This window comes from Methyloceanibacter sp. wino2 (genome assembly GCF_003071365.1).
In the GTDB taxonomy this organism is placed as follows: Bacteria; Pseudomonadota; Alphaproteobacteria; order Rhizobiales; family Methyloligellaceae; genus Methyloceanibacter.
This window is the reverse complement of record NZ_CP028960.1, coordinates 174,560-196,525: the sequence shown is the minus strand read 5'-3', so window position 1 is coordinate 196,525 and position 21,966 is coordinate 174,560. Positions and strand designations below refer to the sequence as shown.

Here is a 21,966-nt window from a genome sequence, read left to right as displayed (position 1 = left end):
GACTAGCCCAACCTGGCAAGATCTTCTGCTGGGGATTGGCCTGTCATATGTCGTGTGAACGCTTGCTGGCTTGCCCGCGAGCGGCTACCACAACGCGCCATGACCAAACAGAGCGACAGGAGTCGCCACAGCCTCGTCGGCAATGGGACGGGGCGCAGACAAGAAGACCGGCCGTCGAGACTTCCTCTGAGAGCAGGGCGGGGAAGACGCGATCCATGAAGCGCCGAGCCATGTTCAGCAGCCGTCTGGAGCGCCGCCGGCAAGTGCGCCGCTTTGCACGCCTCGTCGGCGTGACGGTGTTCGTCATTGGGCTCGGCCTTGTCGCCGTCTTCGCGATCCAGGGACTCGACTTCCTTGGCATCGCCGAAGCGGACCGTCTGCCGCTCGGTGCCGTCGTGTTGGCGGCCGTAGGCGGCGTCCTCGCGCTGTCCTTCGTGGCCTATGTTGCAGTGCGAATGTTCAGCCGTATCGACTAGCGCGGCTGTAGACTGTCGTATCGAGACAAGTGACGAACCCTCTCCAAGCGATCTAAACTGTCCTCCCGCCGAGACGCGCGGGACTATGGGAGGGATTACCAATGGATCTTGCAGGCCTACTGGTGCAGGCCGTCTCCGGTGCTGTCGGTGGCAGCGCCGCGGGTGCGGCTGCGAAGAACTATTCTCTCGGAGCTGTGGGGAATGCGATCGCCGGTGCAGTCGGCGGCGGCATCCTAGGTCAGCTGATGGGCAGCTTTGCAGGTCAGATGATCGAAGGCTGGGTCGGCGATATCGTCGGCGGCGGCGTTGGCGGCATCGTGCTGACGCTCATCGCCGGCCTCATTCGCAATATGACGTCCAAGTAAGTCTCATCATAGGTCGGGGCGGCGTCCATCCAGGGGCGCCGCCGCGGTCTCGTTGCCAACGTCTCACAGACAGCCTTTGTCCTTCATCAACGTGTCGAGTGGCTTCGCCACATTGACCGGCATCGATGCGTGCGGCAGACCCGCTGCCGTCCGCGTCTAGAATGGTAGCAGCGTCGTGCCCGACGTTCGCGTAATCCCGAGGGGAATGATGGTCGAGTCCGAGTCTGCAGCGGATCTGAAATGGGTGCCGGAAGGCGAAGGCGCCTCGGACGAAACGAACGATGCGGCCATAGAGACGCTGCGGCAGCTCATCCGCGACAAGAACAAGAAGTCCGTTCGGAAGGTTCTCGCGCACTGGTCGCCCGAAGACATCATGGAGCTTCTGGTCCGATTGCCGTTCAAGGCTGCGCGCAAGTTGCTGGACCTTCTGCCGGACCAAACATCCTCGCGCGTTCTGTCGGAACTGCGGCCGCAATATCGTGCTGCCATCACGAGAGACGAAACGGTCGAGCGGCTACGTGGCTTGATCCAAAGAATGCCGCCCGAAAAGGCCTTCGAGACGTTTCAGGATTTGCCCGACGATCTCCAGGATCGCCTTGGCCCGGACCTCAAGTCATTCGAAAGCATCCAGGCATCGAGGGCCTTCCACAAGGAGAGCGCCGGCGAGATCATGCAAAGGCGCCACGTGGCGCTGGCGCCGGACCGCACCGCAGCCGAGGCGGTTGCGGCGCTTCAACGAGCATCGGACATGATTGGGTCGGTCGATACGGTCTTCGTTATCGATGCCGACAACCGTCCCATCGGCGCCTTCAAGCCGCGCGCACTGTTGCTGGTTCCCCCGGACACGCCGCTCTCAAAGATCATGTCGCGCGAGTTTCCCGTCGTCTCGTCGGCCACGGACCAGGAAGAAGCCGCGCTCGCAACGGCCGGTACCGAGTTCAAGAGCCTTCCCGTTGTCGACAACGAAGGCCGACTCGTAGGGCAGATCACCACCAAGATGCTGGCGCGTGTCGTGGCGGAAGAAGCCGCCGAGGACATGCTGAAGCTCGGTGGCGTCAACGAGGATGCGCGCCCGACCGACTCCGTTCCGAAGATCGTGCGCAACCGGTTGCCGTGGCTGCTGGCCGGTCTGGTGGGAGCGACGATTGCGGCTATCATCATCGGATCCTTCGAGGAGGAGCTGGAGAAGGCGGCGATCCTTGCGGCCTTCATTCCGGTCGTGATGTCGATGGCCGGGAACGCCGGTCTGCAGGCTTCCGTGGTTTCGGTGCAAGCCTTGGCCATGGGATCGAACTGGCCGGGAGACCGCCTGATCTATCGCTTCGGCCGCGAGCTTCTCGGCGCGCTCCTCAACGGGGCGATCGCCGGGAGCATTCTTGCATCGCTGATCCTTGCAGGCTCGCTGATATTCGATGTGGAAGACCCGGTGCGGCTCGCATTGGCAACGTCGATGTCCTTGCTCACGGTGACGACGATCGCGGCAATCGTCGGATCATTCGTGCCGCTGGGCCTCAACCGGCTGGGCATTGATCCCGCGGCGGCGACCGGCGTGTTCATCACCACAAGCAACGATGTCGTGGGCGTTCTGGTTTACTTCCTGATGGCCAGCACGTTCTACTTCTGAGGAGACGCGCCCCCCCGCGGCCAACCACTCCAACAGGCGTGCCAAGGGGGCTTTACAGTTGAGCCGAAAGGGCTAGTAAGGGTTTGCACTTGAAACGGGAATTAGGGGGAACGATGCTGCGCTTGATAGCTCTTTCCATGCTGCTTCTGGGCAGCGTTACAATTTTCGCTGCGCCACAGCCATCGTTCGCGCAGGATGCTGCTCCTGCACAGAGTGCGCCCGTCTTCTCCAGCAACGTCACAGATCCTCAGGTGAAGCTCGACGATCTCGAACTTCTCATGGTTCCGATGACCGTGGAAGAGCTCAAGGCTCTGGCTGCCAAGTGGCTCGACATCGTGAAGACCAAGACGGAGCAGGTGGTCGACGCGCAGATCTCCGTTGCCAAGGCCAATGGCGACGCGAAGTCTACCCAGCGCGAAAATCTGACGAAACTGTACGCTGAACGGAACTACCTCTTCGATCGCTACACTGCGGTCGTCAACGCCTGGGAGCGGAAGGGCGGCGACGCCAAGGAGATCGCGGTCTATCGCGATTACCAGAACGCCATCTTTCTCGAAGAGACGCGCAAGGCGGACATCAAGACCCTCATTGCCTGGGCAATGGATTGGATGAAGGCCGACGATCGGGGCCTATTGTTCCTGAAGAACGCCGCCATCGTCGTCGTTGCGTTTCTGGCGCTGATATTTGTCGCACGCATAGTCCGGGCGATTGTCCGGCGCTGGATCGGTCACGTGCCGAATATCTCCGATCTTCTGCAAGCCTTCATCGTCGGCATCATCTATTGGATCGTTCTGGCCGTAGGATTGATGCTGGTCTTGTCGGGCCTCGGCGTCGATGTCACGCCACTCTTCGCCGTGTTTGGCGGCGCGTCCATCATCGCGGCCTTTGCCATGCAAGACTCGCTCAGCAATCTTGCGTCGGGACTCATGATCATGATCTATCGCCCGTTCGACGTGGGCGACTATGCGGACATTGGCGGCGTCGCCGGGACGGTCAAGAGCACCAATATCTTCGCTACGACCGTCACCACGCCCGACAACCAAGTCATCGTCATTCCAAATAAGAATGTCTGGGGCAATGTGATCACCAACGTCACGGCCAGCGAGACGCGTCGCGTCGATCTCGTCTTCGGCATTGGCTATGACGATTCCATTCCGGAAGCGCTGAAGGTTTTGGAGCAGGCTGTCGAGGCGCATCCGCTTGTGCTGAAGGACCCGGCACCGACGATCCGGGTCAACGAGCTCGCCGACAGCTCCGTGAATCTCATTTGCCGCCCCTGGGTGAAAACATCCGATTATTGGACCGTCTATTGGGACCTGACGCGCTACGTCAAAGAGCTGTTCGACTCCGTCGGCATCTCGATTCCGTTCCCGCAGCAAGACGTGCATTTCATTCCGGTGGATCCAAACAAGCCGGTAACGCCGCCCGTTCTCGAGAAAACGCCTTCTGTCGATCGAGAATCGATATCTTCTGGTGATCAGGGTCACACTGGTGACGACAAATAGGAAACGGGAGTGCCACTCATGTATGAGCGCTTGAAGTCATTCGCGGCGGCTGGAAAGCCGTTCGCATTCACCTTGGCTCTATCCGTCCCGTTCGGCGCCACGGCGTCGGCGCAGGTCACGATCGATGTCAGCGAGATCACCTGCGACCAGTTCGCGCTCTACAAGGTCTCGGACCCAGATACGATCGCGGTCTGGCTCCACGGCTATTACAGCGGCAAGAAGGGCGATACCGTCGTCGATGTCGAGAAGCTCAAATCCAACGCCAAGAAGCTGCGCGACTACTGCCTCGAAAATCCCGACACGAATCTGCTCGCCGCAGTCGAGTCATTGATGAAGCCGTAGTCTCGCTCACGTCAGGCTGAGCGGATAATTCTTGCGTGGGGCAGGGGGCGTCCTTGAAAGCAGAAGCGACGGCAGGCGCGGAGGCGCAGACGGTGCCATGGTGGACGGCGCCTGGACACACGGACATGACGTCGTTCATGGCGCTGATCCTATTGTTCCTCCTGGTCTTCGGCGTTTTTCATGTCTACGCGCGGTTCGACAAATTCGCCGAAGAACACAATGAAGGGACGCCGCTGAAGACGACGATCCCGACGCTTCTCATGATCGCCTTCGCTTATGAGATTTTTCCGCCGCTAAGCCATTTCAGCATTCTGCTTCCCTTGGCGTTGATCGTAACGGCGCTGGCCCGCGATCTGATGCTGTGGTTCGAGCCGCGCAAAGAGCACATCCTCAAAGGCGAGCTTGAAAGCGCCATGCTCGACGAGTTGCATCACGAGCATCTGGGGAGCACGACCACACAGGCAGGCGTGTGCCGGACGAACCTGAAGCTGCGCCGCCACCCAAGCCCGCTCGGAAGCGGAAGACACGGACGGCGAAATCCGAGTCACCGGAAGAGAGTGGGGCAAAGCCGGACGGCGCGCCTGAACAAATGGCCTCGCCCGCGAAGGGAGGGACGGAAGCGTGATTGAGCTCACCGTAACCTCCATCCCTTTCGTCCTGCGCATCATGTATCTGCGTTGGAAGGGGATTCCGATCACGCTCTACAACGTCCATATGGCGCTGTTCGCGTGGCTGGCTTTGGCGTTCATCGTCTTCTTCACGGTGTTCTACTACTACCCGAAGTCCTACACGGGCTTTGTGCCCTTCCGCACGGTTCCGGTTGTCAGCGAGAACGGCGGCACCGTTACGAGCATCGAGGTCGACAACGGGACGCGCGTGAAGCCCGGCCAGATCCTGTTCACCGTCGACAAGGCGACCGAGGAAGCGGCGGTGAAGACCGCCGAACTCAAGCTTGCCGAGATAGACAAGTCGGTCGCGTCCGCCGAGGCCGAGGTCCATTCGGCGCAAGCGTCCCTCGACCGCGAGAAGGCAGAACTGCAGCAAGCCATCGAGGTGTTCGACGATCAGGCCGAACTGAAGAGGCGCAAGTCGCCGGCCTACAACGAACGCCGCTATCAAGCGGCCGTGGCCGACAAGGCCGCCGGTGAGGCCAAGGTTGCGCAGTCCCAGGCGCTACTGGACGAGGCCAATCTGCAGCTGACAGAAGTGCTTCCTGCGCAACGGGAGAGCGCAAACGCGCAACTCGAGCAGGCCAAGGTCGAACTGGAGAAGACCACGGTCCGCTCCCAGGTGGACGGCGTTGTCGATCAGGTCACCTTGCATGTGGGTGCACGCGCCGCGCAGTTCGCATCGAACCCGGCGATGCTCATCATTCCCGACCGGGACGAAGCCCACCCGAAACGGGTGGTGGCCGGCTTCTCGCAAGTCTCGCGTTCGGTACTCTATGTCGGCATGCCTGCCGAGGTGGCCTGCGATACGAATTTCAACGTGGAGATGGTCGACTCCGTGCTGCCGGCGCGGATCACTGCGATCCAGCCGGAAATTGCCGCCGGGCAGCTCGCGCCCACGGGACGGCTCATCGAGCCCTCCGAGTTTTCAAAACGCGGCGAGGTCGTCGCGGCGCTCGATATGGTCTATCCGGAGCATGCAGAACGCCTCGTCAACGGCAGTGGCTGTATCGTGCAGACCTACGACCGCAATCTCCCTCACGGGGTCTTGGGCCATATCCTCGGCGGACTCGGTATCATCAAAGCGTGGGGCCTTCGCATAAAGGTCTGGATTGCGCTCGTAACGGGCATCGGTCTCGCGGGCGGGGGCGGGCACTAAGGACAGTGCCGTCTAGCACCAGCTCGCACCGTCCTGCTCGGGACGGCGGAGAAGCTCCTGCACATTGGCTTCGAGCAGCCGGTATCCCACATTGCCGAAGAGTTTCTGCCGGCCTTCGTTCATCAGGAAGGTCGGGCTGCCAGCGACGCCATTGTCTGCGGCCAGTCCGTAGTCGATCACGAGCGCTGCCAGCGCTTCGGACGAGCGCAGCTTGTCGTCGATCAAGGCCGAGTCAATCCCGAGCTTTTCGGCAATTTCGAGTTGGACGTCCCACTCGCCGATATCCTGGGCCTCGGCGAAGAAGGCATGGCGGATGTCGCGGGCGGCGCGGGTCGACAGACGGTCGAGATAGGGGGGCAGGGGTGCGCCGTCACTGCGTTCGACGAGTTCGACAGCTTTGAGGAACTGGTGTGGGCTTGCCGAGGTGCGCGGGCGCCCACGAAGCCAGACCTGGTCGCTGACAACGATGTGGGGGAAGCGTGCGGCAACCTCTGTGAGATGCTTGTTGAAGTGCTCGAATCCCCCTTTGGCTTCGATCTTGCCCCACGCATCGGGAAACACGGAGCAATAGCGGGGCACGATTTCGACCTGGTCGCCGAATTGCGCGGCGAGCTCATCCAGCCGTCTCTCGGCCACATAGGCCCAGATACACAGAACGTCGGAGTAATAGGAAATCTCCACCTTTGTCATCGGCACCCTCTTAGATTGCCCCTTCACTCTAGTCCTTGTCTGAAAAAGCGGCCTTGCGCCAGCCCAAAGCCACCCCATATGGGCCCGTGTGGGTCACGCGATCGTGCGGGCCCGCCAGACCGCGTCATGCTATGCTGTATGCGGCTGACGTACCATTGCGGGAGGGAACGCCATGCTGGGGAAAACCATGACACGAGTTGGGCAGGGACAACGCCACTGGGTGGTGGGTGCACTGCTTGCCGCGGTTCTCAGCATGCTGACGAGCCCGGCGCTTGCTGCGATTCTCATCAATATCGACAAGCCCAGCCAATCGATGACCGTCTCCGTGAATGGAGAGACTCGCTATCGCTGGCCTGTCTCCACAGGCGCGACAGGCTATTCGACTCCCACGGGAAACTACAGCGCTTTCCGTATGGAGCGGATGCACTATTCAGATGAGTGGGATGGCGCAGGCATGCCTCACTCGATTTTCTTCACCACACGCGGTCACGCTATTCATGGGTCGAATCATCCCGGCATGGGTACGCCGCGCTCTCATGGCTGCGTACGGCTTTCGCTCAACAATGCACAGACCCTCTACAATCTCGTGGAGCAGCACGGCATGGCAGGCACCAAGGTCGTGGTTTCCGGATCGGATCCCGCGGGGAGATGGGCTGCCAGTTCGGCACCACCCGCAGTTCGTACCTTGGGGTCTAGCGAAGGGACGGGTTACACCGAGACGCGTCAGCGGCGCGGGCCGTTCCGTGGCCTCTTCCGGCGGGGCCGCTAACCGGGAACGATGTTTCGCTGGACGTTCAATTCGCTTGGGAAGGCGACCCTGAACAGGCTCAGTGAAAAAAGGGCGCTGGAACAATTCCAGCGCCCCCAATCTCATCAATGATGACATCTCGAGGAGATGTCCTAGTTGCCTTCCTCGGCCTCTTCCATCGCGCTCTCTTCGGGCGGGGCCGGCGTCTCTGAGCCAGGCGTCATCTTGCCTTCCTCGGCCTCTTCCATCGCGCTCTCTTCGGGCGGCGCTGGCATCTCCGAGCCCGGCGCCATCTTACCTTCCTCGGCCTTCTCGATCGGATCTGCGGCGAAGGCCGCCGTGGAGAGCCCGGCAGCGCCAACCAGCAGCGCAGCACCGAAAATCAATGTGTGGGGGGCTTTGAACATGTTGTCGTTTCCTCTGCTATCAATTGAGTCACGCACCTGGCCGAGTGTTTGACCTGGTTTCGCCGAATGCAAGACGCGAGTGCATACAGGTTTTACCAATGCCTAACACCGCATGCCGTGGTTGGGTTCCACGGAAGCAACAGCGTAAGCGGACAGGTATCCGGCGTATGAATTGGTATGTTTGTGATTGGGGGTGTTTGCAGGACTCCCCGCTGCGGCCGCGTTGAACGTGATGCAGCGCCTGATTGAGTCCTGCTAACGCCTTACCGGCTCTTGGCCCGCTTAGGACATTTCGAGCACATTTTCTTCTTGGGGCATTTCGAGCACGGCTTCTTTTTATGGCCGTGCTTGCCGTCGCCCTTCTTGGCCATCGGCTAGCTTTGCGCCATTAGCTGTTCGCGCCGGGCCATGAGTGCATCGAGTTTCTCCTGCTGGTCGGAGATGCGCGTCGCATTGCGTTCTTCGTCCGCGGCGCCGGAAAAGGCGGCTGCCTGTTCCATCAACTCGCGCAGATTGTCTTCGACAATCTGAATGCGCCGTTCCACCTCGTCCAGGGTGAGATCTTCGATGCTCATGGCTTCTCCTTATAGGTCTCCAAGGTCCGAAGGGTTGATTCTAACGACTTCGGAGCGACGAATGTCTTGATTCAGAGCAAACGCGGCCGGGGCGCCGCGCAATCGAGAAGAGTGGGAAAAATCCTGCCCCTGGCAAGAGGGAAAATGCGTTGCGACTCGGCGCCGGCCGGTTGAGTATTTGGAGCACGACGAGGGCTCAAGGGCTTGCCGGCGTCGCCTTGCACGCACCGAAATCCTGCAGCGCCTGGCCGAGTGAAAGACTGAGCCGCGCGGTTGCTTCGTCCAAGAGTTGAGACCGGCCATCGCGGAGTTGGTCGATGGCCGTCTCCAGCGCGGCGAGCCTCTCGTATAACCGGTCGATCGCGGGATCGAGAGGCGCGCCCCCGTAGACCTTCTTTTCCTGAAGTTCAGACCTCAAGGACTGGATTTCCACCGTGAGGTCTTCGAGTTTCTCCAAGACACGGCGCGGCTTCACGTCGACACGGGTCAGAACGGCATCGGTCATGGTCGCGGCGACGGTCTCGGCCAGATGCGTGACGTTTGCTGTTGCTGCAAGTGCGAGAAGCGCCGCGGCAATCACAAGGATGGCGGTGCCATTGAGCAGAGCCAGGAGCAGCTGCCGCGGTAGTTGCCTCAGCCGTACGGAAAAGTCACAGGTGTGCGGATCGGGCATTTCGGCTCCTTTGTAGCTATGCGGCGCTCGCAAAGGCAGAGCAGGGGGCATCCGCCCCCGATTTTAGCCCGAGCAGCTCGCAGCCGACAGCAATGGCTTCGCCGGCGCCCGGCCCGGCAGCGTTAACACCTGGTTAACGATGGGGCGCAAGCTGCCTCGGAGGCGCCCCCTGTTTGTTAATCTGTAGTCTGTTTAGTTAGATAGACCTGTAGCTGCGAAAAAAATTCTACTAGAATTGCGGAGCGCCCCGTCTGGAGTTGTGAGAATGGCATCGAATAACGGCTTTACGCGCAATGGGCTTGAAATAAGCCGAAGCGAATTCGTGCTGGAGAGCACGACGGACAGTGTAACCGTTCTCGATCACGAGTGGCGTATTCTCTACCGCAACAGCCAAGCGATCGACTTGCTGAAAGGCCGCGACATCAGCATCGGAAGAAGCCTTTGGGAGGCCTTTCCCGAAGCGTTCGGTGGCCCGTTTCATCAGAACTACATATGGGCGCTCGAGCACCAGAAGCCGGTGGTATTCGAAGAATACCTGGAGTCGATGCAGATCTGGTTCGAGGTTCACGCCTATCCGAGCGAGGAGACCCTCACGCTGTTCTTCCGGGACGTTACGGAGAAGCGACGTATTCGGGAGCAACTGACCTACCTTGCACGGCACGACACGCTCACCGGTACATACAATAGAACGTATGCGCACGAGAAATTGGACGCTCTGCTTGAGGAGGTTTGCCGGGACAATCGAGAAGCGGCGCTGCTCTATATCGACCTCGATCACTTCAAGGAGGTCAACGATAGCTACGGGCATCCCTTCGGCGATGCCCTCCTGAAAGCAGTCGCAACGCGGATTAAATGTCTCGCCAATGACGTGGATATCCTTGCGCGCCTGGGCGGCGACGAGTTTCTGCTCGTTACGCGTCATGCAACGTCGACGGACAATCTCGAGCGATTGGCGGCAGGCCTTGTAGAGGCACTCAGTGCACCATTCAACATCGAAGACTGTCAGGTTGAGATTGGCGCTAGCATCGGCATTGCCATGGTCCCGAAGGATGGGGTGAGCACGGAAGAACTCCTCCGCAATTCGGACACGGCGCTGTATTTCGCAAAGGGCGAGCGCAACAGCTATCGCTTCTTCGACCGCGAAATGGCCGAGCACGCCAAACAGCGGCAAGAGCTCAAGGCGGATTTGGCGCGCGCTCTCGATGCAGGGCAGCTCCAGCTCCAGTACCAGCCGATCTTCCACGTGCGGTCCGGGCGTCTTGTCAGATTTGAAGCGCTTCTGCGCTGGCAACATCCGGAGCGCGGGTTCGTGCCGCCGTCCGAATTCATTGCGCTCGCGGAGGAGACCGGGCAGATCGCGGCCATCGGGGATTGGGTGATGAAGGCGGCCTGTGCCGAGGCCGCAACCTGGCCCCAGGAGGTCGGGATCGCCATCAACCTTTCGCCGGCGCAGTTTCGTCACAGCCTTCCGTTCAAGGTCGCCGACGCGCTCAGCCGGTCCGGTTTGCGTCCCGACCAGCTTTACCTCGAGATCACCGAGACGGTGCTGCTTCAGAGTACGGAGGAAAATTTCAGGCTCCTGGAGCAGATCCACGCCCTCGGGGTGAAGGTAGCGCTGGACGACTTCGGATCCGGCTATGCGTCGCTCGGCTATTTGCGCGAGTTTCCATTCCACGAGATCAAGATCGACCGGACGTTTGTGGCCGACGACAGTCTCCAGGCCTACGCCATTCTCGACTCCGTCACACAGCTCGGCCATGCGCTGGGTGCGCGCGTCACCGCCGAAGGCGTCGAGACCCGGGCGCAGCTGGAGCGCGTGCGCGGCATCGGCTGCGACAAGGCCCAGGGCTTCCTGCTCGGCCGTCCGGTGCCTGCGACGGACGTCCAGAAATACATGCGGCTCGACGGCGCCCCGGACGTCATCGCGCACCGCACCGGTTCGCGGACGGGTGCGTTTCGGACCATGCGGCAGCCGGTACGCCAGACGCGGTTGAGCGGCGTGTTTCGCTGACGGCTTGCGGCTGCCTCCGAGCCATCGCCGCATCCATAACGGATGCCCGTCACCAACCGGCGCAGGACGCAAAAGAGGCGCCGGCTTTTTCTCGCCGGCGCCCCAAGGTGTTCATTCGCGAATGAAAACCAGTGGGCTCATTGGCCCTCTTCAGCTTCCTCCATCGGATCGGCCTCGGCCGGAGGCTCGTCCATCATATCGTCGCCTTCCATCATGTCGTCGGCCGGTGCCTCGTCGGTCATCCCTTCCTCGGACATGGTCTCTTCTTCCATGTCGTCCTGAGCGAAAGAGGGGGTCGACAGGGAAGCGGACCCAAGCAGTAACGCCGTTCCAAACATCAACGCACTAATGAGCTTGAGCATTCTCTTCGTTCCTTCGATTTGAGACGCGGCCCGTCGCCGCGCAACCGAAAATAGTGGGTCAAAAACGTCCGCTGGCAAGTGGGAAAATGCGCGGCTTGCGCGGAAAATGCGGACCGGGGAAGCGGGCCGCCGCAGGCGATCGTGACATGCATTTCACATGCAGGGCGCCTATGCTCGCGCCAGCCCGAAAAGGGCTCAACGGGAACACGGTGGGCGGGACGGTGTTTGCCTTGGGGGCTTGCCTTAAGTGCAACCCAGCCCAGCCGAGAGCCGAAAACAGGGAGAGCGTCATGCCATATCTATCCGGTGTCCTGACCGGGATCATCCTCACCATCGTGGTCGTCTTCCTCATCGATCATGTGGGCGACGAGCCGGGCAGCCAAGACATCGTCAATTGGAACTATGTGGGCGGAGAACTCGGCCAGTCTGCGGGCAAGGTCGCCGACGAGGTACGCGAGGAAGTGCACAAGGCGACCGCGCCGGAGCCGGCAGAGACGCCCGCAGCGGCTCCAGCAACCGCACCCGAGGCGGCACCAGCACCCGCGCCTGAGACGGCCACCGAGCCCGCCACCGAGCCCATGCCGGAAGCCGCCCCAACCACGCCGCCCGCGAACACCGACACGCCGTAGGGGCGGGGGATTTTTTGTGCGCTATCGCCTAGCGGCTACTTGAGCGCGCTCTTGTTGGTGCTACCGGCCTAGCGGCTACTTGAGCGCAGAGTTCCTGCTTGCGCTCCCGGCCTCCCGGCCTGCTCAAAGGCGGCGCCACGTCCTCCGGATGCGCCACTCGCGAAGCCGCGCGCGCTGTGTCAAAGTCCGGGGAACAAAACCAAAGATGTAAGTTCAGGGAGGACACGACATGTCGAAGGTGCACGACGAGGTGCTTGCGGCCAACGCGGCCTACGCGAAAAGTTTCGGAGACAAAGCCAACCTCGCGATGCCGCCCGCGCGCCGCTTCGCCATTCTCACCTGCATGGACGCGCGTCTCGACCCTGCGAAATTCGCAGGCCTCGCGGAGGGCGACGCCCATGTCATCCGCAACGCTGGCGGACGCGCCAGCGACGATGCCATCCGCTCGCTCGTCATCTCGCATAAGCTGCTCGGCACGAAGGAATGGTTCGTCGTTCACCACACCGATTGCGGCATGGAGACCTTCACCAACGAGATCATGAGCGGCCTGTTGCGCCAGAGCCTCGACACCGCCGAGATCGGCCCGGACGGCTGGAAGGACGTGGGGCAGGGCCCCGGCTCGGACGCCGGCGAGGCGATCGACTGGCTCACCATCGCCGACCAGGCCAAGAGCGTCGCCGAGGACGTGCGCCGCATCCGCGCCCACCCGCTCGTTCCAGCCGACGTGCCCGTCTACGGCTATATCTACGATGTGCGCTCCGGCCAGCTCGTCGAAGTGCCCGAGGCGACGGCGGCCGGCTAGGCCTTTGGACTCTAGACGCCAGAGAGCTTCATGAGCGCGGCGGCGTTCTCCCGCGCGACCTTGGCGCGCACCGCGTCGTCGATCGCGGCCCGATCGAGAAAGCCTCCCGCCGTCGCCGAGTCCTCGTAAGGATAGTCGACCGAGAACAGCACGCGGTCCTGGCCGAGGCTCGATAGCGCCGCAAGCAGCGGAACGTCGTCGCACTGGCCCGCCGTCGTCACCCACAAATTGCGCGCAAGGTACGTAGACGGCTTCTCTTTCAGCGGACGCGGATTTGCCAGCAGCGCGAAACGGCTGTCGAGCCGCCACAGCACGTAAGGCAGCGTCTCGCCCATATGGCCGAGCACGATCTTGAGCTTGGGGAAGCGGTCGAACACGCCGGCGAAGACGAGGCGCAGGAAATGCGCCGAGGTTTCGATGGTCCACTCCCAGACGGGCTTGTCCATCTCGGGGCAGCCTTGCAGCACGTAAGGCATTTTGAAGCTGTCCGCCGGATGCAGATAGAGCGGCACGTCGAGCGCCTGCAGGTGCTCCCAGAACGGATCGTAGCGGGGGTCGTCCAGATAGACGCCGTTGGTATGGCCGTTGACGAGAGCGCCCGCGAAGCCAAGCTGCTTCACGCAGCGCTCGAGTTCGTCTGCCGCCCCTTTCGCGTCCTGCATGGCAAGATGGGCGAAACCGCGATAGCGCGTGGGCCTCTTCTGGATCTCGCCCGCGAGCGCGTCATTGGCCCCGGCGGCCAGCGCCGTGGCTTTCTTCGCGTCCGGCTCGGTCTGCACGCCGGGCCCGGTGACCGACAGCACGGCGATGTCGACGCCGGCCGCGTCCATGGCTTTCAGCCGCTGCTCGCCGAAATCGGTGAGACTGCCCAGGAGCTGCTTTCGACCCTCGTCGGAGACGGCCGGCATCGCCGGCAACAGGTAGGGCAGAAGCGGCTCCGTGATGAAGTGCTCTTCGAGGGCGATCTTCTGCATGGGGCGGCCTTAATGCTTGCGCTGGTGCTTGGCTGGTGCTTGCGCTGGTGCGTGGACGGACGTTTGCGCGCCATATGCCCAGACAGGCCTTAAGTCCCGGTTACGCGGCCGAGCACGCCTTCTTTAGTGCGCTACCGCCTAGCGGCTACTTGAGCGCAGGCAAAAACCCCCCGCCGCCATCCGGCGCGAGTTGCCACACACTCTCTACGTCTCGAAACAACAGCCCTCACGCAGTGAGGAGTCCCGAAGGGACTGCGGGGCGCTGGTCGGCCGCCGTCCGTTTTGTTGTGTTGGGCAGCCTTCCGGCGCCCCGCATGGCGTTTGGACAGTGCTTCGCACTCGCTAATCAAACGAGCGAAGCTCGCCTCGACGCCGCGGCGATATTGCAGCCCCCATCTCCGCTTATCTCGTACTGTTCGGTATGAGCCCTCTTGGCAAAGCCCCAAGAGAGCAAGCCCGCATAGCCGGACCTTGGATGACACCGCCCAAGGCGGGAGGTAAGGGACCCCTGAGGCCGTTCCGTTACGCATGATGCGGGCTTCCGGGCCTTCTCTCATCCAGCCCTTCTTTACCGCACCTTCCTCAGGCGCCGCGTCCCACGCCCCGAGAGCAGACGGTCTGCAGCTCGCGTCCTCACGAACGAGGGATGAGGACAGTCTACGGCAGGTTTCGGGGAGGGGGATAACCATCCCCACATCGCCGCCAAGGGAACAATTGCACTCGCAAATATTGTATTATCTGCCGGTCGCCACCATTTCGGGTGTTGCGGGAGTAGAGAACATGATCCTTGACTTCGGAAAGCTACAAAAAGGCATATCGGCGACGAAGCCGCTTGAGCCCAGAAAGATATTTTCGACCTTGAACCGAAAACCTCGGTTCAAACGACCACACGATGAGCAGTCCGACGTTCTAGATTCGTGGTTTAAGAAGCGCGAACAACGCAACAACACTGTCAAAATGAATACCGGGTCCGGCAAGACCCTTGTCGGCCTCCTAACCTTGCAGAGTTCGCTCAATGAGGGGATCGCTCCTGCGGTCTATGTCACTCCTGACAAGTATCTGACAAAGCAGGTGCTCGAGGAGGCTGAAGACCTCGGTATTAACGCGACGGCTAGCGAGAACGACCCAGCATTTCTTAAGGGCGAAGCAATCCTCGTCGTCAACGTGTGGAAGCTGATCAACGCAAAGTCCGTCTTTGGAGTGGGCGATGAGGGAGTCAAGATTCCTATCGGCGCACTTGTCGTAGACGACGCCCACGCGTGCCTTGCCACAGTCGCGAAGCAGTTCAGTCTTCGTCTTGAGGCCACACACCCTGCCTACAAGGAACTGCTGAAGCTGTTTCGGGATGACCTGAAGGCGCAATCTCTGATTGGCTTTTTAGACCTCGAAAGCGGGGATCCACGGGCACTGATGGCCGTTCCGTTCTGGGCATGGAAGGATCGACAAATCGACGTGGCGAGAATCCTCCATCCCCATAGGAATGAGGATGAGTTCAAGTGGGCTTGGCCACTAATAGGAAGTGTGTTGCCGCTGTGCCAGTGCATATTTGGAGGGAAGGAGCTCGAAATAGCGCCGCGCTACCTGCCGGTGGACACTATTCCGGCTTTCACTGGCGCTAAGCGCCGCGTCTATATGACGGCGACGCTTGCCGATGATGGCATTCTAGTGAGCCATTTCCAGGCCGACGCGACCGAGGTTAGCGATCCGGTCAGACCCAAAGGCGGGGGTGACATTGGCGACAGGATGATACTTGCCCCACAAGAGATCAATCCAGAGATCGAGATCGATGACGTCAAGGCGCTCGCGGTCAAATTGGCCAAGAAGAAGAACGTGGCGGTGATTGTACCCTCTGGCCGTCGAGCTAAGTACTGGAAGGATGTGGCCGCGCAAGTTCTCGACAGCAATAACATTGCCACCGGTGTGGAGAAGATGCGCGCCGGCCACGTTGGCCTCACCGTGCTGATCAACAAGTATGATGGGATAGACCTTCCAGATCAAAGTTGCGAGGTACTAGTCCTTGACGGATTGCCGGAGGTCTACGGCCTAGCTGAGAGGATAGAAATGGCGGCGTTGGACGGGACGGAGGTGCAACTGCTCCGTCAGGTTCAGCGGCTTGAGCAGGGAATGGGGCGGGGCGTTCGGTCAAGCGAGGACTACTGCGCCGTGCTTCTGCTAGGCGCCAAGTTGACTCATCGTATCCATCTCCCGGCTGCGCGATCAAAGTTCACCCCCGCGACCCGCGCGCAGTTGGACCTGGGTAGGCAAGTTACAGAGCAGGTGCGTGGCAAGCCAATAAAAGAACTGAAAGATATCGTTGATCTTTGCCTGGATCGGGACAAGGACTGGGTGGAGACCAGCCGAAGCGCTGTTGTAAATGCACAGGACGACGTGGACGGACATATCGACCCAGCCATCGTAGAGCTCAGAGCGGCCTTCGATGCCGCAAGATCAGGGAACTATAAGGCCGCGTGCGAACACGCACAAAAGGCGGTCAATTCGGCGACGCAAGCTGAAACAAAAGCCTATTACAAACAGCAGTTGGCTGAGTACATGCATCACCTTGATCCTGCCAAGGCGCAGGAAATCCAACTGTCAGCCGTCGAGGCGAACCGTCGTCTCACTAAGCCCATAGCAGGAATTGGATATACCAAACTTGAGGCGCCGGCTGCTGGGCAAGCCCAAGCGGCTACACTCTACATGAGCAAGTTTCTTGAGGGAAACGACCTGTTGGTTTGGGTGAATGGAATCCTGGAGGAACTCACCTGGGAAGATGAAAATAGCAAGGAGTTCGAGGCAGCCGTCCGCGACCTAGGGGCGTTCTTCGGCTTCGGATCACAACGGCCCGAGCAAGAAATTGGCAAGGGGCCCGACAATCTTTGGGCACTTGGAGAACTGCGCTACCTCATAATCGAATGCAAAAGCGGTGCGACCTCGCCTCAAATCTCTAAGGCTGACTGCAATCAGCTAATCGGATCGGTATCGTGGTTCAAGAATACCTATGATCCCGCGTGCACCGGAGTGCCGGTCATCATTCACCCCTCAAAGACATTTCAGAAAGATGCCGCACCGCTTCCTGAGATGCGCGTCGTAGACGAAGATCGCCTAGAGAAGTTCAAAGATACTGTGCGCAAATATGCAATCGCTCTGAGCAACGGAAAGGCCTACAAAGACAAGGCACAAGTGAAAGACTTACTCGTTCATTTCGAGCTGACTGGTGCTCAGATTATCCAAACGATGACGGTCGCTTACAAACACAAGCAGTGAGTGCCGAAGCTTCGCCTCAAATAAAGTCCCCGAAGCTCCAACTGGCCTAGCCCATCACTCCGCAGCCTCGGCCTTCTTCCGGGGCGTGCGCTTGGACGGCTTAGCCGTCTTGCTTGCTGACTTCGCGGGCGCTTTCGCGACACTACTCCTGCGCCCCAACAGCTCCTTGAGATACTGCCCCGTGTAGCTGTCCTTGACGGCCGCGACCTCTTCGGGCGTGCCGGTGGCGACCACGTGGCCGCCGCCGTCGCCGCCTTCGGGGCCGAGGTCGATGATGTGGTCGGCCGTCTTGATCACTTCGAGATTGTGCTCGATGACGATCACGGTGTTGCCCTGGTCGACCAGCTCGTGCAGCACTTCGAGCAGCTTCGCCACGTCGTGGAAGTGCAGTCCCGTGGTGGGCTCGTCCAGAATATACAGTGTACGTCCCGTCGCGCGCTTCGACAGCTCCTTGGAGAGCTTGATGCGCTGAGCCTCGCCGCCGGACAGCGTCGTCGCCTGCTGGCCCACATGGATATAGCCGAGGCCGACGCGGGCGAGGGTGAGGAGTTTGTCGCGCACGGATGGCACCGCCTTGAACAGCTCGGCGGCCTCGTCCACGGTCATGTCCAGCACGTCGGCGATGGACTTGCCCTTGAACTTGATCTCCAGCGTCTCGCGGTCGTAGCGCTTGCCCTTGCACACATCGCAGGTGACGTAGATGTCGGGCAGGAAGTGCATCTCGATCTTGATGACGCCGTCGCCCTGGCAGGCTTCGCAGCGCCCGCCTTTCACGTTGAAGGAGAAGCGCCCCGGCTTGTAGCCGCGCGTCTTCGCCTCGGGCAGCTCGGCGAACCATTCGCGGATGGGCGTGAAGGCGCCCGTATAGGTGGCGGGGTTCGAGCGCGGCGTGCGGCCGATCGGGCTCTGGTCGATATCGATGACCTTGTCGAGATGTTCGAGGCCTATGATCTCGTCGTATTCGCCGGGGAGCTCGCGCGCATTGTTCAGCTTGCGGGCGACCGCGCGGTAGAGCGTCTCGATGAGGAAGGTGGACTTGCCGCCGCCCGAGACGCCCGTCACGCAGGTGAAGAGGCCGAGCGGCAGCTCCACGTCGATGTCTTTGAGGTTGTTCTCGCGCGCGCCTTTGACTTTGAGGCTGCGCCCGCGTTTCGGCTTGCGGCGGTTCTTCGGCAGTTCGATCTGCTTCAGCCCCACGAGGTACTGACCCGTGAGACTGTCCGGGGACTGCATGATCTGTTTGGGCGTGCCTTCGGCCACGACCTTGCCGCCGAGCGCGCCGGCGCCTGGGCCCATGTCGACCACGTGATCACTTTCGAGGATCGCGTCTTCGTCGTGCTCCACCACGATCACCGAGTTGCCGAGATCGCGCAGGTGCTTCAGCGTGTCGAGCAGGCGGGCATTGTCGCGCTGGTGCAGGCCAATCGACGGCTCGTCCAGCACGTAGAGGACACCGGTGAGGCCCGAGCCGATCTGGGAGGCGAGGCGGATGCGCTGGCTCTCGCCGCCCGAGAGGGTGCCGGAGGCGCGGGCCAGCGTCAGATATTCCAAGCCCACGTCGTCGAGGAATTTCAGCCGCTCACGGATCTCTTTCAGGATGCGTTCGGCGATCTCGTTCTGCTTGGCCGTGAGTTCGCCGGGCAGGGCATCGAACCATTCCTTGGCATCGCGGATCGACATGTCCGTGACTTCGCCGATATGGAGACCGGCGATCTTCACCGCCAGCGCCTGCGGCTTCAGGCGGTAACCGTCGCAGGCTTCGCAGGGCTGGTCGGACTGATAGCGTTCCAGCTCCTCGCGCACCCAGTTGGACTCGGTCTCGCGCCAGCGCCGTTCGATATTGGTGATGACCCCTTCGAACGGCTTCTGGGTCTCATAGCGCCGCACACCGTCGTCATAGGTGAACGTGACCTCGTCGATGGAGCCGTACAGCACGATCTCGCGGAAGTCCTCGGGGAGGTCCTTCCACGGCTTCGTCATGGGCTGCTTGTAGTGCTTGGCCACCGCCTCCAGCGTCTGCTGGTAATAGGGCGATGTCGCCGACGTGCGCGTCCAGGGCGCGATGGCGCCACGGTTCAGCGACAGCGCATCATTCGGCACCACGAGGTCCGGCTCGAAGAACAGCTCCGTGCCGAGCCCGTCGCATTCGGGGCAGGCGCCGTAGGGGTTGTTGAACGAGAACAGACGCGGCTCGATCTCCTCGATGGTGAAGCCCGAGACGGGGCAGGCGAACTTCGCCGAGAAGATGATGCGCTTGTCCTCGCCGGGCCCGCGCTCATCGGCGAACTCGGCGATGGCGATGCCGTCGGAGAGCGACAGTGCCGTCTCCAGCGAATCCGCCAGGCGCGCCGACATGTCGGACCGCACCACGACCCGGTCCACTACCACGTCGATATCGTGCTTCAGCTTCTTGTCGAGCTTCGGGGCCTCGGAGATCTCGTGGAATTCGTTGTCGATCTTGACCCGCTGGAAGCCCTTCTTCTGGAGCTCAGCCAGTTCTTTCCGGTATTCACCCTTGCGGCCGCGCGCGATCGGCGCCAGCAGATAGAGCCGCGTGCCTTCGGGCAGCGCCAGCACCCGATCCACCATCTGGCTCACGGTCTGGCTCTCGATGGGCAGACCCGTGGCGGGCGAATAGGGGATGCCGACCCGCGCCCAGAGCAGGCGCATATAGTCGTAGATCTCCGTCACCGTCCCCACGGTCGAGCGCGGGTTCTTGGAGGTGGTTTTCTGCTCGATGGAGATGGCCGGAGACAGACCCTCGATATGGTCCACGTCCGGCTTCTGCATCATGTCCAGGAACTGGCGCGCGTAGGCCGAGAGGCTCTCCACATAGCGCCGCTGCCCCTCGGCATAGATCGTGTCGAAGGCGAGCGAGGACTTGCCGGAGCCGGAAAGGCCCGTAATCACCACGAGTTTTTCGCGCGGCAGGTCGAGGGACACATTCTTGAGATTGTGTTCCCGGGCGCCGCGAATGGAGATGGATTTTGCCGTCATACTGCGAGGTAATGTCGGGGGATGCGGCCCCTCGCGCAAGGCATAAGAGGCCGCAGGCGGGTCATGCCGGGCGGTTTTTCATCAGGAAATCAGCGCCAGCTTCTTAAGGCGCGAGCGGATGGCGCCAGGCTTGCGCCCCAGGATCTCGGCGATCGCGGTCGGGCTTTCTCCCACATGGTGCAGGCGGCGCAGTTCCTGCTCTTCCGCTTCGGTCCAGGGGGCATAGGCCTTGCCGTGGGTCTGGCGCAGGGTGGCGACGTCGTAGCTCTTCCCGGCCGCATCGGCGGCGGCTCCCCCGTGCGCTTCCATGAAGGCCTGCTGCCGCAGGTCGAGTTCCTTCGGCGCAAGCCGTTTCAGAGCCTCGAGCGCGTCTTCCGAGGCGCTGCGGAACTCGGCGTCCTTCTCGATGGCCTGGGGGTGGACCTGCAACGCGCGCTCGTTGAGGCCCAGAAGCTGCAGCCCTTTGAGACTGCGCAGACGGGAAAGGGCCACGTAGCCCTGGCCGAACTCGAAGGCCTTCGAGAGATCGATCACGGCGGCGTCCAGCGACATGCCCTGGCTCTTATGGACGGTAATGGCCCATGCGAGGCGCAACGGATGCTGGGTGATGCTTGCGCGCTCCGAACCGCCTTCCTCGATCTTCCAGGTCACGGGTTCCGCGACGATGCGCTTGCCGCCCTTGGTGCGCACGACCGGCGCGCCGGTTTCGGCGTCGAAATCCTCCACCAGCCCCAGCGTGCCGTTGACGTAGCGTCCGGCAGGATCGTTCTTGGTGAACATCACCACGGCCCCGAGTTTCAGAGCCAGCGTCTCCGGCGAAAGGCAGCCCCGCTTCAGGGCGTCGATGGCGAACTGGGCGCCTTTGCCGGTCATGGGGAAGACGTGCGGCTCGCCGTTCAGCTTCGCGAGCTGCTGCCGGTTGATGTCGTCAACGGCGGCATTGTGGGTGAAGAGCCGCGTGCGGGTAGGGGGCAGCGTATCGTGCGCCACGACGCGCGCCGCAAGACGCTCGCGATGAACCTCGGTGCAGGCGTTGGCGCGGATCGCATCGAGAATATCGAGGAAGGGCCGGTCCTCTTGGCGATGCTGTTCGGACAGATAGCAGACGGTGGGATCGAGATCGCGCCAGGCGGCGGAGCCATGGGCGAAACTTGCGTCCGAGTCCTCGTCGTCACCGCCGAATTGCAGCATGCCTTCATCGGACTGGCGGCGTACGACAGGCGGCAACTGAAAGAAGTCTCCGACAAGCACCACCTGGAGGCCGCCGAACGGCGCGTTCGTTGCCCGCACATGACGGCAGACCGTATCCGCCAAGGTCAAGGTCCGGGCGGGCAGCATCGACACTTCGTCAATGACGAGGACCTTGGTCTTCTCGATGCGCCCCGCAAGCCGGCGATTGCCGGCGATCGTGTCCAGGTCACGCCGGGTGAGGGCGCTTTTGACGCCGACCCCGCTCCAGGCGTGGATGGTGACCCCATGACCGTGGGTGGCGGCGATGCCCGTCGAGGCCGTGTAGGCGTAAGGGATGCCCGCCTCGGCCAGGTCTTCCAGGTAGCGATTCACCGTGTGGGTTTTGCCGCTGCCGGGCCGGCCCGTCAGGAAGACGCTGGCGCCGGTCTTGAGCAGCTCCAGTGCCTCGTCTTGCGTCATGACTGTCTCCTATCGCGCGCACTCTCCGAACCGGAGACGGCGGAG

At 61.6% G+C, this 21,966-nt stretch carries 20 protein-coding genes; 12 read left to right on the top strand and 8 right to left on the bottom strand.

Features of this window, described 5'->3' with window-relative positions; all coding sequences use genetic code 11:
- Positions 1–215: 215 nt before the first annotated feature.
- The 7 genes from DCY11_RS00980 to DCY11_RS00950 all read left to right on the top strand — a co-directional run bounded on the left by DCY11_RS00980 (position 216) and on the right by DCY11_RS00950 (position 6,139).
- Positions 216–476: a hypothetical protein gene (locus DCY11_RS00980; RefSeq protein ID WP_108680726.1), complete on the top strand. Its 261-nt coding sequence runs from the start codon at positions 216–218 to the stop codon at positions 474–476.
- Positions 477–577: 101 nt separating this feature from the next.
- Entirely contained in the window at positions 578–841 is a 264-nt protein-coding gene (locus tag DCY11_RS00975; RefSeq protein WP_108680724.1) for a hypothetical protein, read from the top strand.
- Positions 842–1,016: 175 nt separating this feature from the next.
- The gene (mgtE, locus tag DCY11_RS00970; RefSeq protein WP_208430487.1) at positions 1,017–2,465 is read left to right on the top strand and encodes a magnesium transporter; all 1,449 of its coding nucleotides are present in this window, start codon (positions 1,017–1,019) and stop codon (positions 2,463–2,465) included.
- A gap of 113 nt (positions 2,466–2,578) precedes the next feature.
- Positions 2,579–3,970 (top strand): mechanosensitive ion channel family protein, encoded by a 1,392-nt coding sequence (locus DCY11_RS00965; RefSeq protein ID WP_108680720.1) that lies wholly within the window; start codon positions 2,579–2,581, stop codon positions 3,968–3,970.
- 18 nt (positions 3,971–3,988) lie between these two features.
- Positions 3,989–4,312, top strand: coding sequence for an HdeA/HdeB family chaperone (locus DCY11_RS00960; protein ID WP_108680718.1), 324 nt, complete (start codon positions 3,989–3,991; stop codon positions 4,310–4,312).
- Positions 4,313–4,365: 53 nt separating this feature from the next.
- A complete protein-coding gene (locus tag DCY11_RS00955; RefSeq protein ID WP_108680716.1) occupies positions 4,366–4,941 on the top strand; it encodes a hypothetical protein in 576 nt (191 codons plus the stop codon).
- Positions 4,934–6,139, top strand: coding sequence for an HlyD family secretion protein (locus DCY11_RS00950; protein ID WP_108680714.1), 1,206 nt, complete (start codon positions 4,934–4,936; stop codon positions 6,137–6,139). The genes DCY11_RS00955 and DCY11_RS00950 overlap by 8 nt, the downstream gene beginning before the upstream one ends.
- Before the next feature lie 12 nt (positions 6,140–6,151).
- Here DCY11_RS00950 and DCY11_RS00945 read toward each other — a convergent pair whose 3' ends face one another.
- A complete protein-coding gene (locus tag DCY11_RS00945; RefSeq protein WP_159079712.1) occupies positions 6,152–6,829 on the bottom strand; it encodes a DsbA family protein in 678 nt (225 codons plus the stop codon).
- Positions 6,830–7,016: 187 nt separating this feature from the next.
- Between DCY11_RS00945 and DCY11_RS00940 the strand changes: the two genes are divergently transcribed.
- Positions 7,017–7,598: a L,D-transpeptidase gene (locus DCY11_RS00940; protein ID WP_159079711.1), complete on the top strand. Its 582-nt coding sequence runs from the start codon at positions 7,017–7,019 to the stop codon at positions 7,596–7,598.
- A 131-nt stretch (positions 7,599–7,729) separates the two neighbouring features.
- On the opposite strand, the gene DCY11_RS00935 is transcribed toward DCY11_RS00940, so the two are convergent.
- The 3 genes from DCY11_RS00935 to DCY11_RS00925 all read right to left on the bottom strand — a co-directional run bounded on the left by DCY11_RS00935 (position 7,730) and on the right by DCY11_RS00925 (position 9,232).
- On the bottom strand, positions 7,730–7,984 hold the full coding sequence (locus DCY11_RS00935) for a hypothetical protein (RefSeq protein ID WP_108680708.1): 255 nt from the start codon (positions 7,982–7,984) through the stop codon (positions 7,730–7,732).
- A gap of 374 nt (positions 7,985–8,358) precedes the next feature.
- Complete coding sequence (locus DCY11_RS00930) at positions 8,359–8,559, bottom strand: hypothetical protein (RefSeq protein ID WP_069445394.1); 201 nt, start codon at positions 8,557–8,559, stop codon at positions 8,359–8,361.
- Positions 8,560–8,755: 196 nt separating this feature from the next.
- Entirely contained in the window at positions 8,756–9,232 is a 477-nt protein-coding gene (locus DCY11_RS00925) for a hypothetical protein (protein WP_108680706.1), read from the bottom strand.
- 265 nt (positions 9,233–9,497) lie between these two features.
- Between DCY11_RS00925 and DCY11_RS00920 the strand changes: the two genes are divergently transcribed.
- Positions 9,498–11,243, top strand: a complete 1,746-nt coding sequence (locus DCY11_RS00920) for a bifunctional diguanylate cyclase/phosphodiesterase (RefSeq protein ID WP_108680704.1) — start codon at positions 9,498–9,500, stop codon at positions 11,241–11,243.
- Positions 11,244–11,380: 137 nt separating this feature from the next.
- On the opposite strand, the gene DCY11_RS00915 is transcribed toward DCY11_RS00920, so the two are convergent.
- Complete coding sequence (locus DCY11_RS00915; protein WP_108680703.1) at positions 11,381–11,605, bottom strand: hypothetical protein; 225 nt, start codon at positions 11,603–11,605, stop codon at positions 11,381–11,383.
- A gap of 290 nt (positions 11,606–11,895) precedes the next feature.
- Between DCY11_RS00915 and DCY11_RS00910 the strand changes: the two genes are divergently transcribed.
- A complete protein-coding gene (locus DCY11_RS00910; RefSeq protein ID WP_108680701.1) occupies positions 11,896–12,234 on the top strand; it encodes a hypothetical protein in 339 nt (112 codons plus the stop codon).
- A gap of 229 nt (positions 12,235–12,463) precedes the next feature.
- Positions 12,464–13,036 (top strand): carbonic anhydrase, encoded by a 573-nt coding sequence (locus tag DCY11_RS00905; protein WP_108680699.1) that lies wholly within the window; start codon positions 12,464–12,466, stop codon positions 13,034–13,036.
- Between the two features lie 11 nt (positions 13,037–13,047).
- On the opposite strand, the gene DCY11_RS00900 is transcribed toward DCY11_RS00905, so the two are convergent.
- A complete protein-coding gene (locus DCY11_RS00900; protein WP_108680697.1) occupies positions 13,048–14,010 on the bottom strand; it encodes an amidohydrolase family protein in 963 nt (320 codons plus the stop codon).
- A 780-nt stretch (positions 14,011–14,790) separates the two neighbouring features.
- On the opposite strand from DCY11_RS00900, the gene DCY11_RS00895 reads away from it, so the two are divergent.
- Positions 14,791–17,274 carry a DEAD/DEAH box helicase family protein gene (locus tag DCY11_RS00895; protein ID WP_108683608.1) on the top strand — a complete coding sequence of 828 codons (2,484 nt, stop codon included), beginning with the start codon at positions 14,791–14,793 and terminating at the stop codon, positions 17,272–17,274.
- A gap of 54 nt (positions 17,275–17,328) precedes the next feature.
- On the opposite strand, the gene uvrA is transcribed toward DCY11_RS00895, so the two are convergent.
- A complete protein-coding gene (uvrA, locus tag DCY11_RS00890; RefSeq protein WP_108680695.1) occupies positions 17,329–20,271 on the bottom strand; it encodes an excinuclease ABC subunit UvrA in 2,943 nt (980 codons plus the stop codon).
- 81 nt (positions 20,272–20,352) lie between these two features.
- Positions 20,353–21,921, bottom strand: a complete 1,569-nt coding sequence (locus DCY11_RS00885; protein WP_108680693.1) for an AAA family ATPase — start codon at positions 21,919–21,921, stop codon at positions 20,353–20,355.
- Positions 21,922–21,966 lie beyond the last annotated feature (45 nt).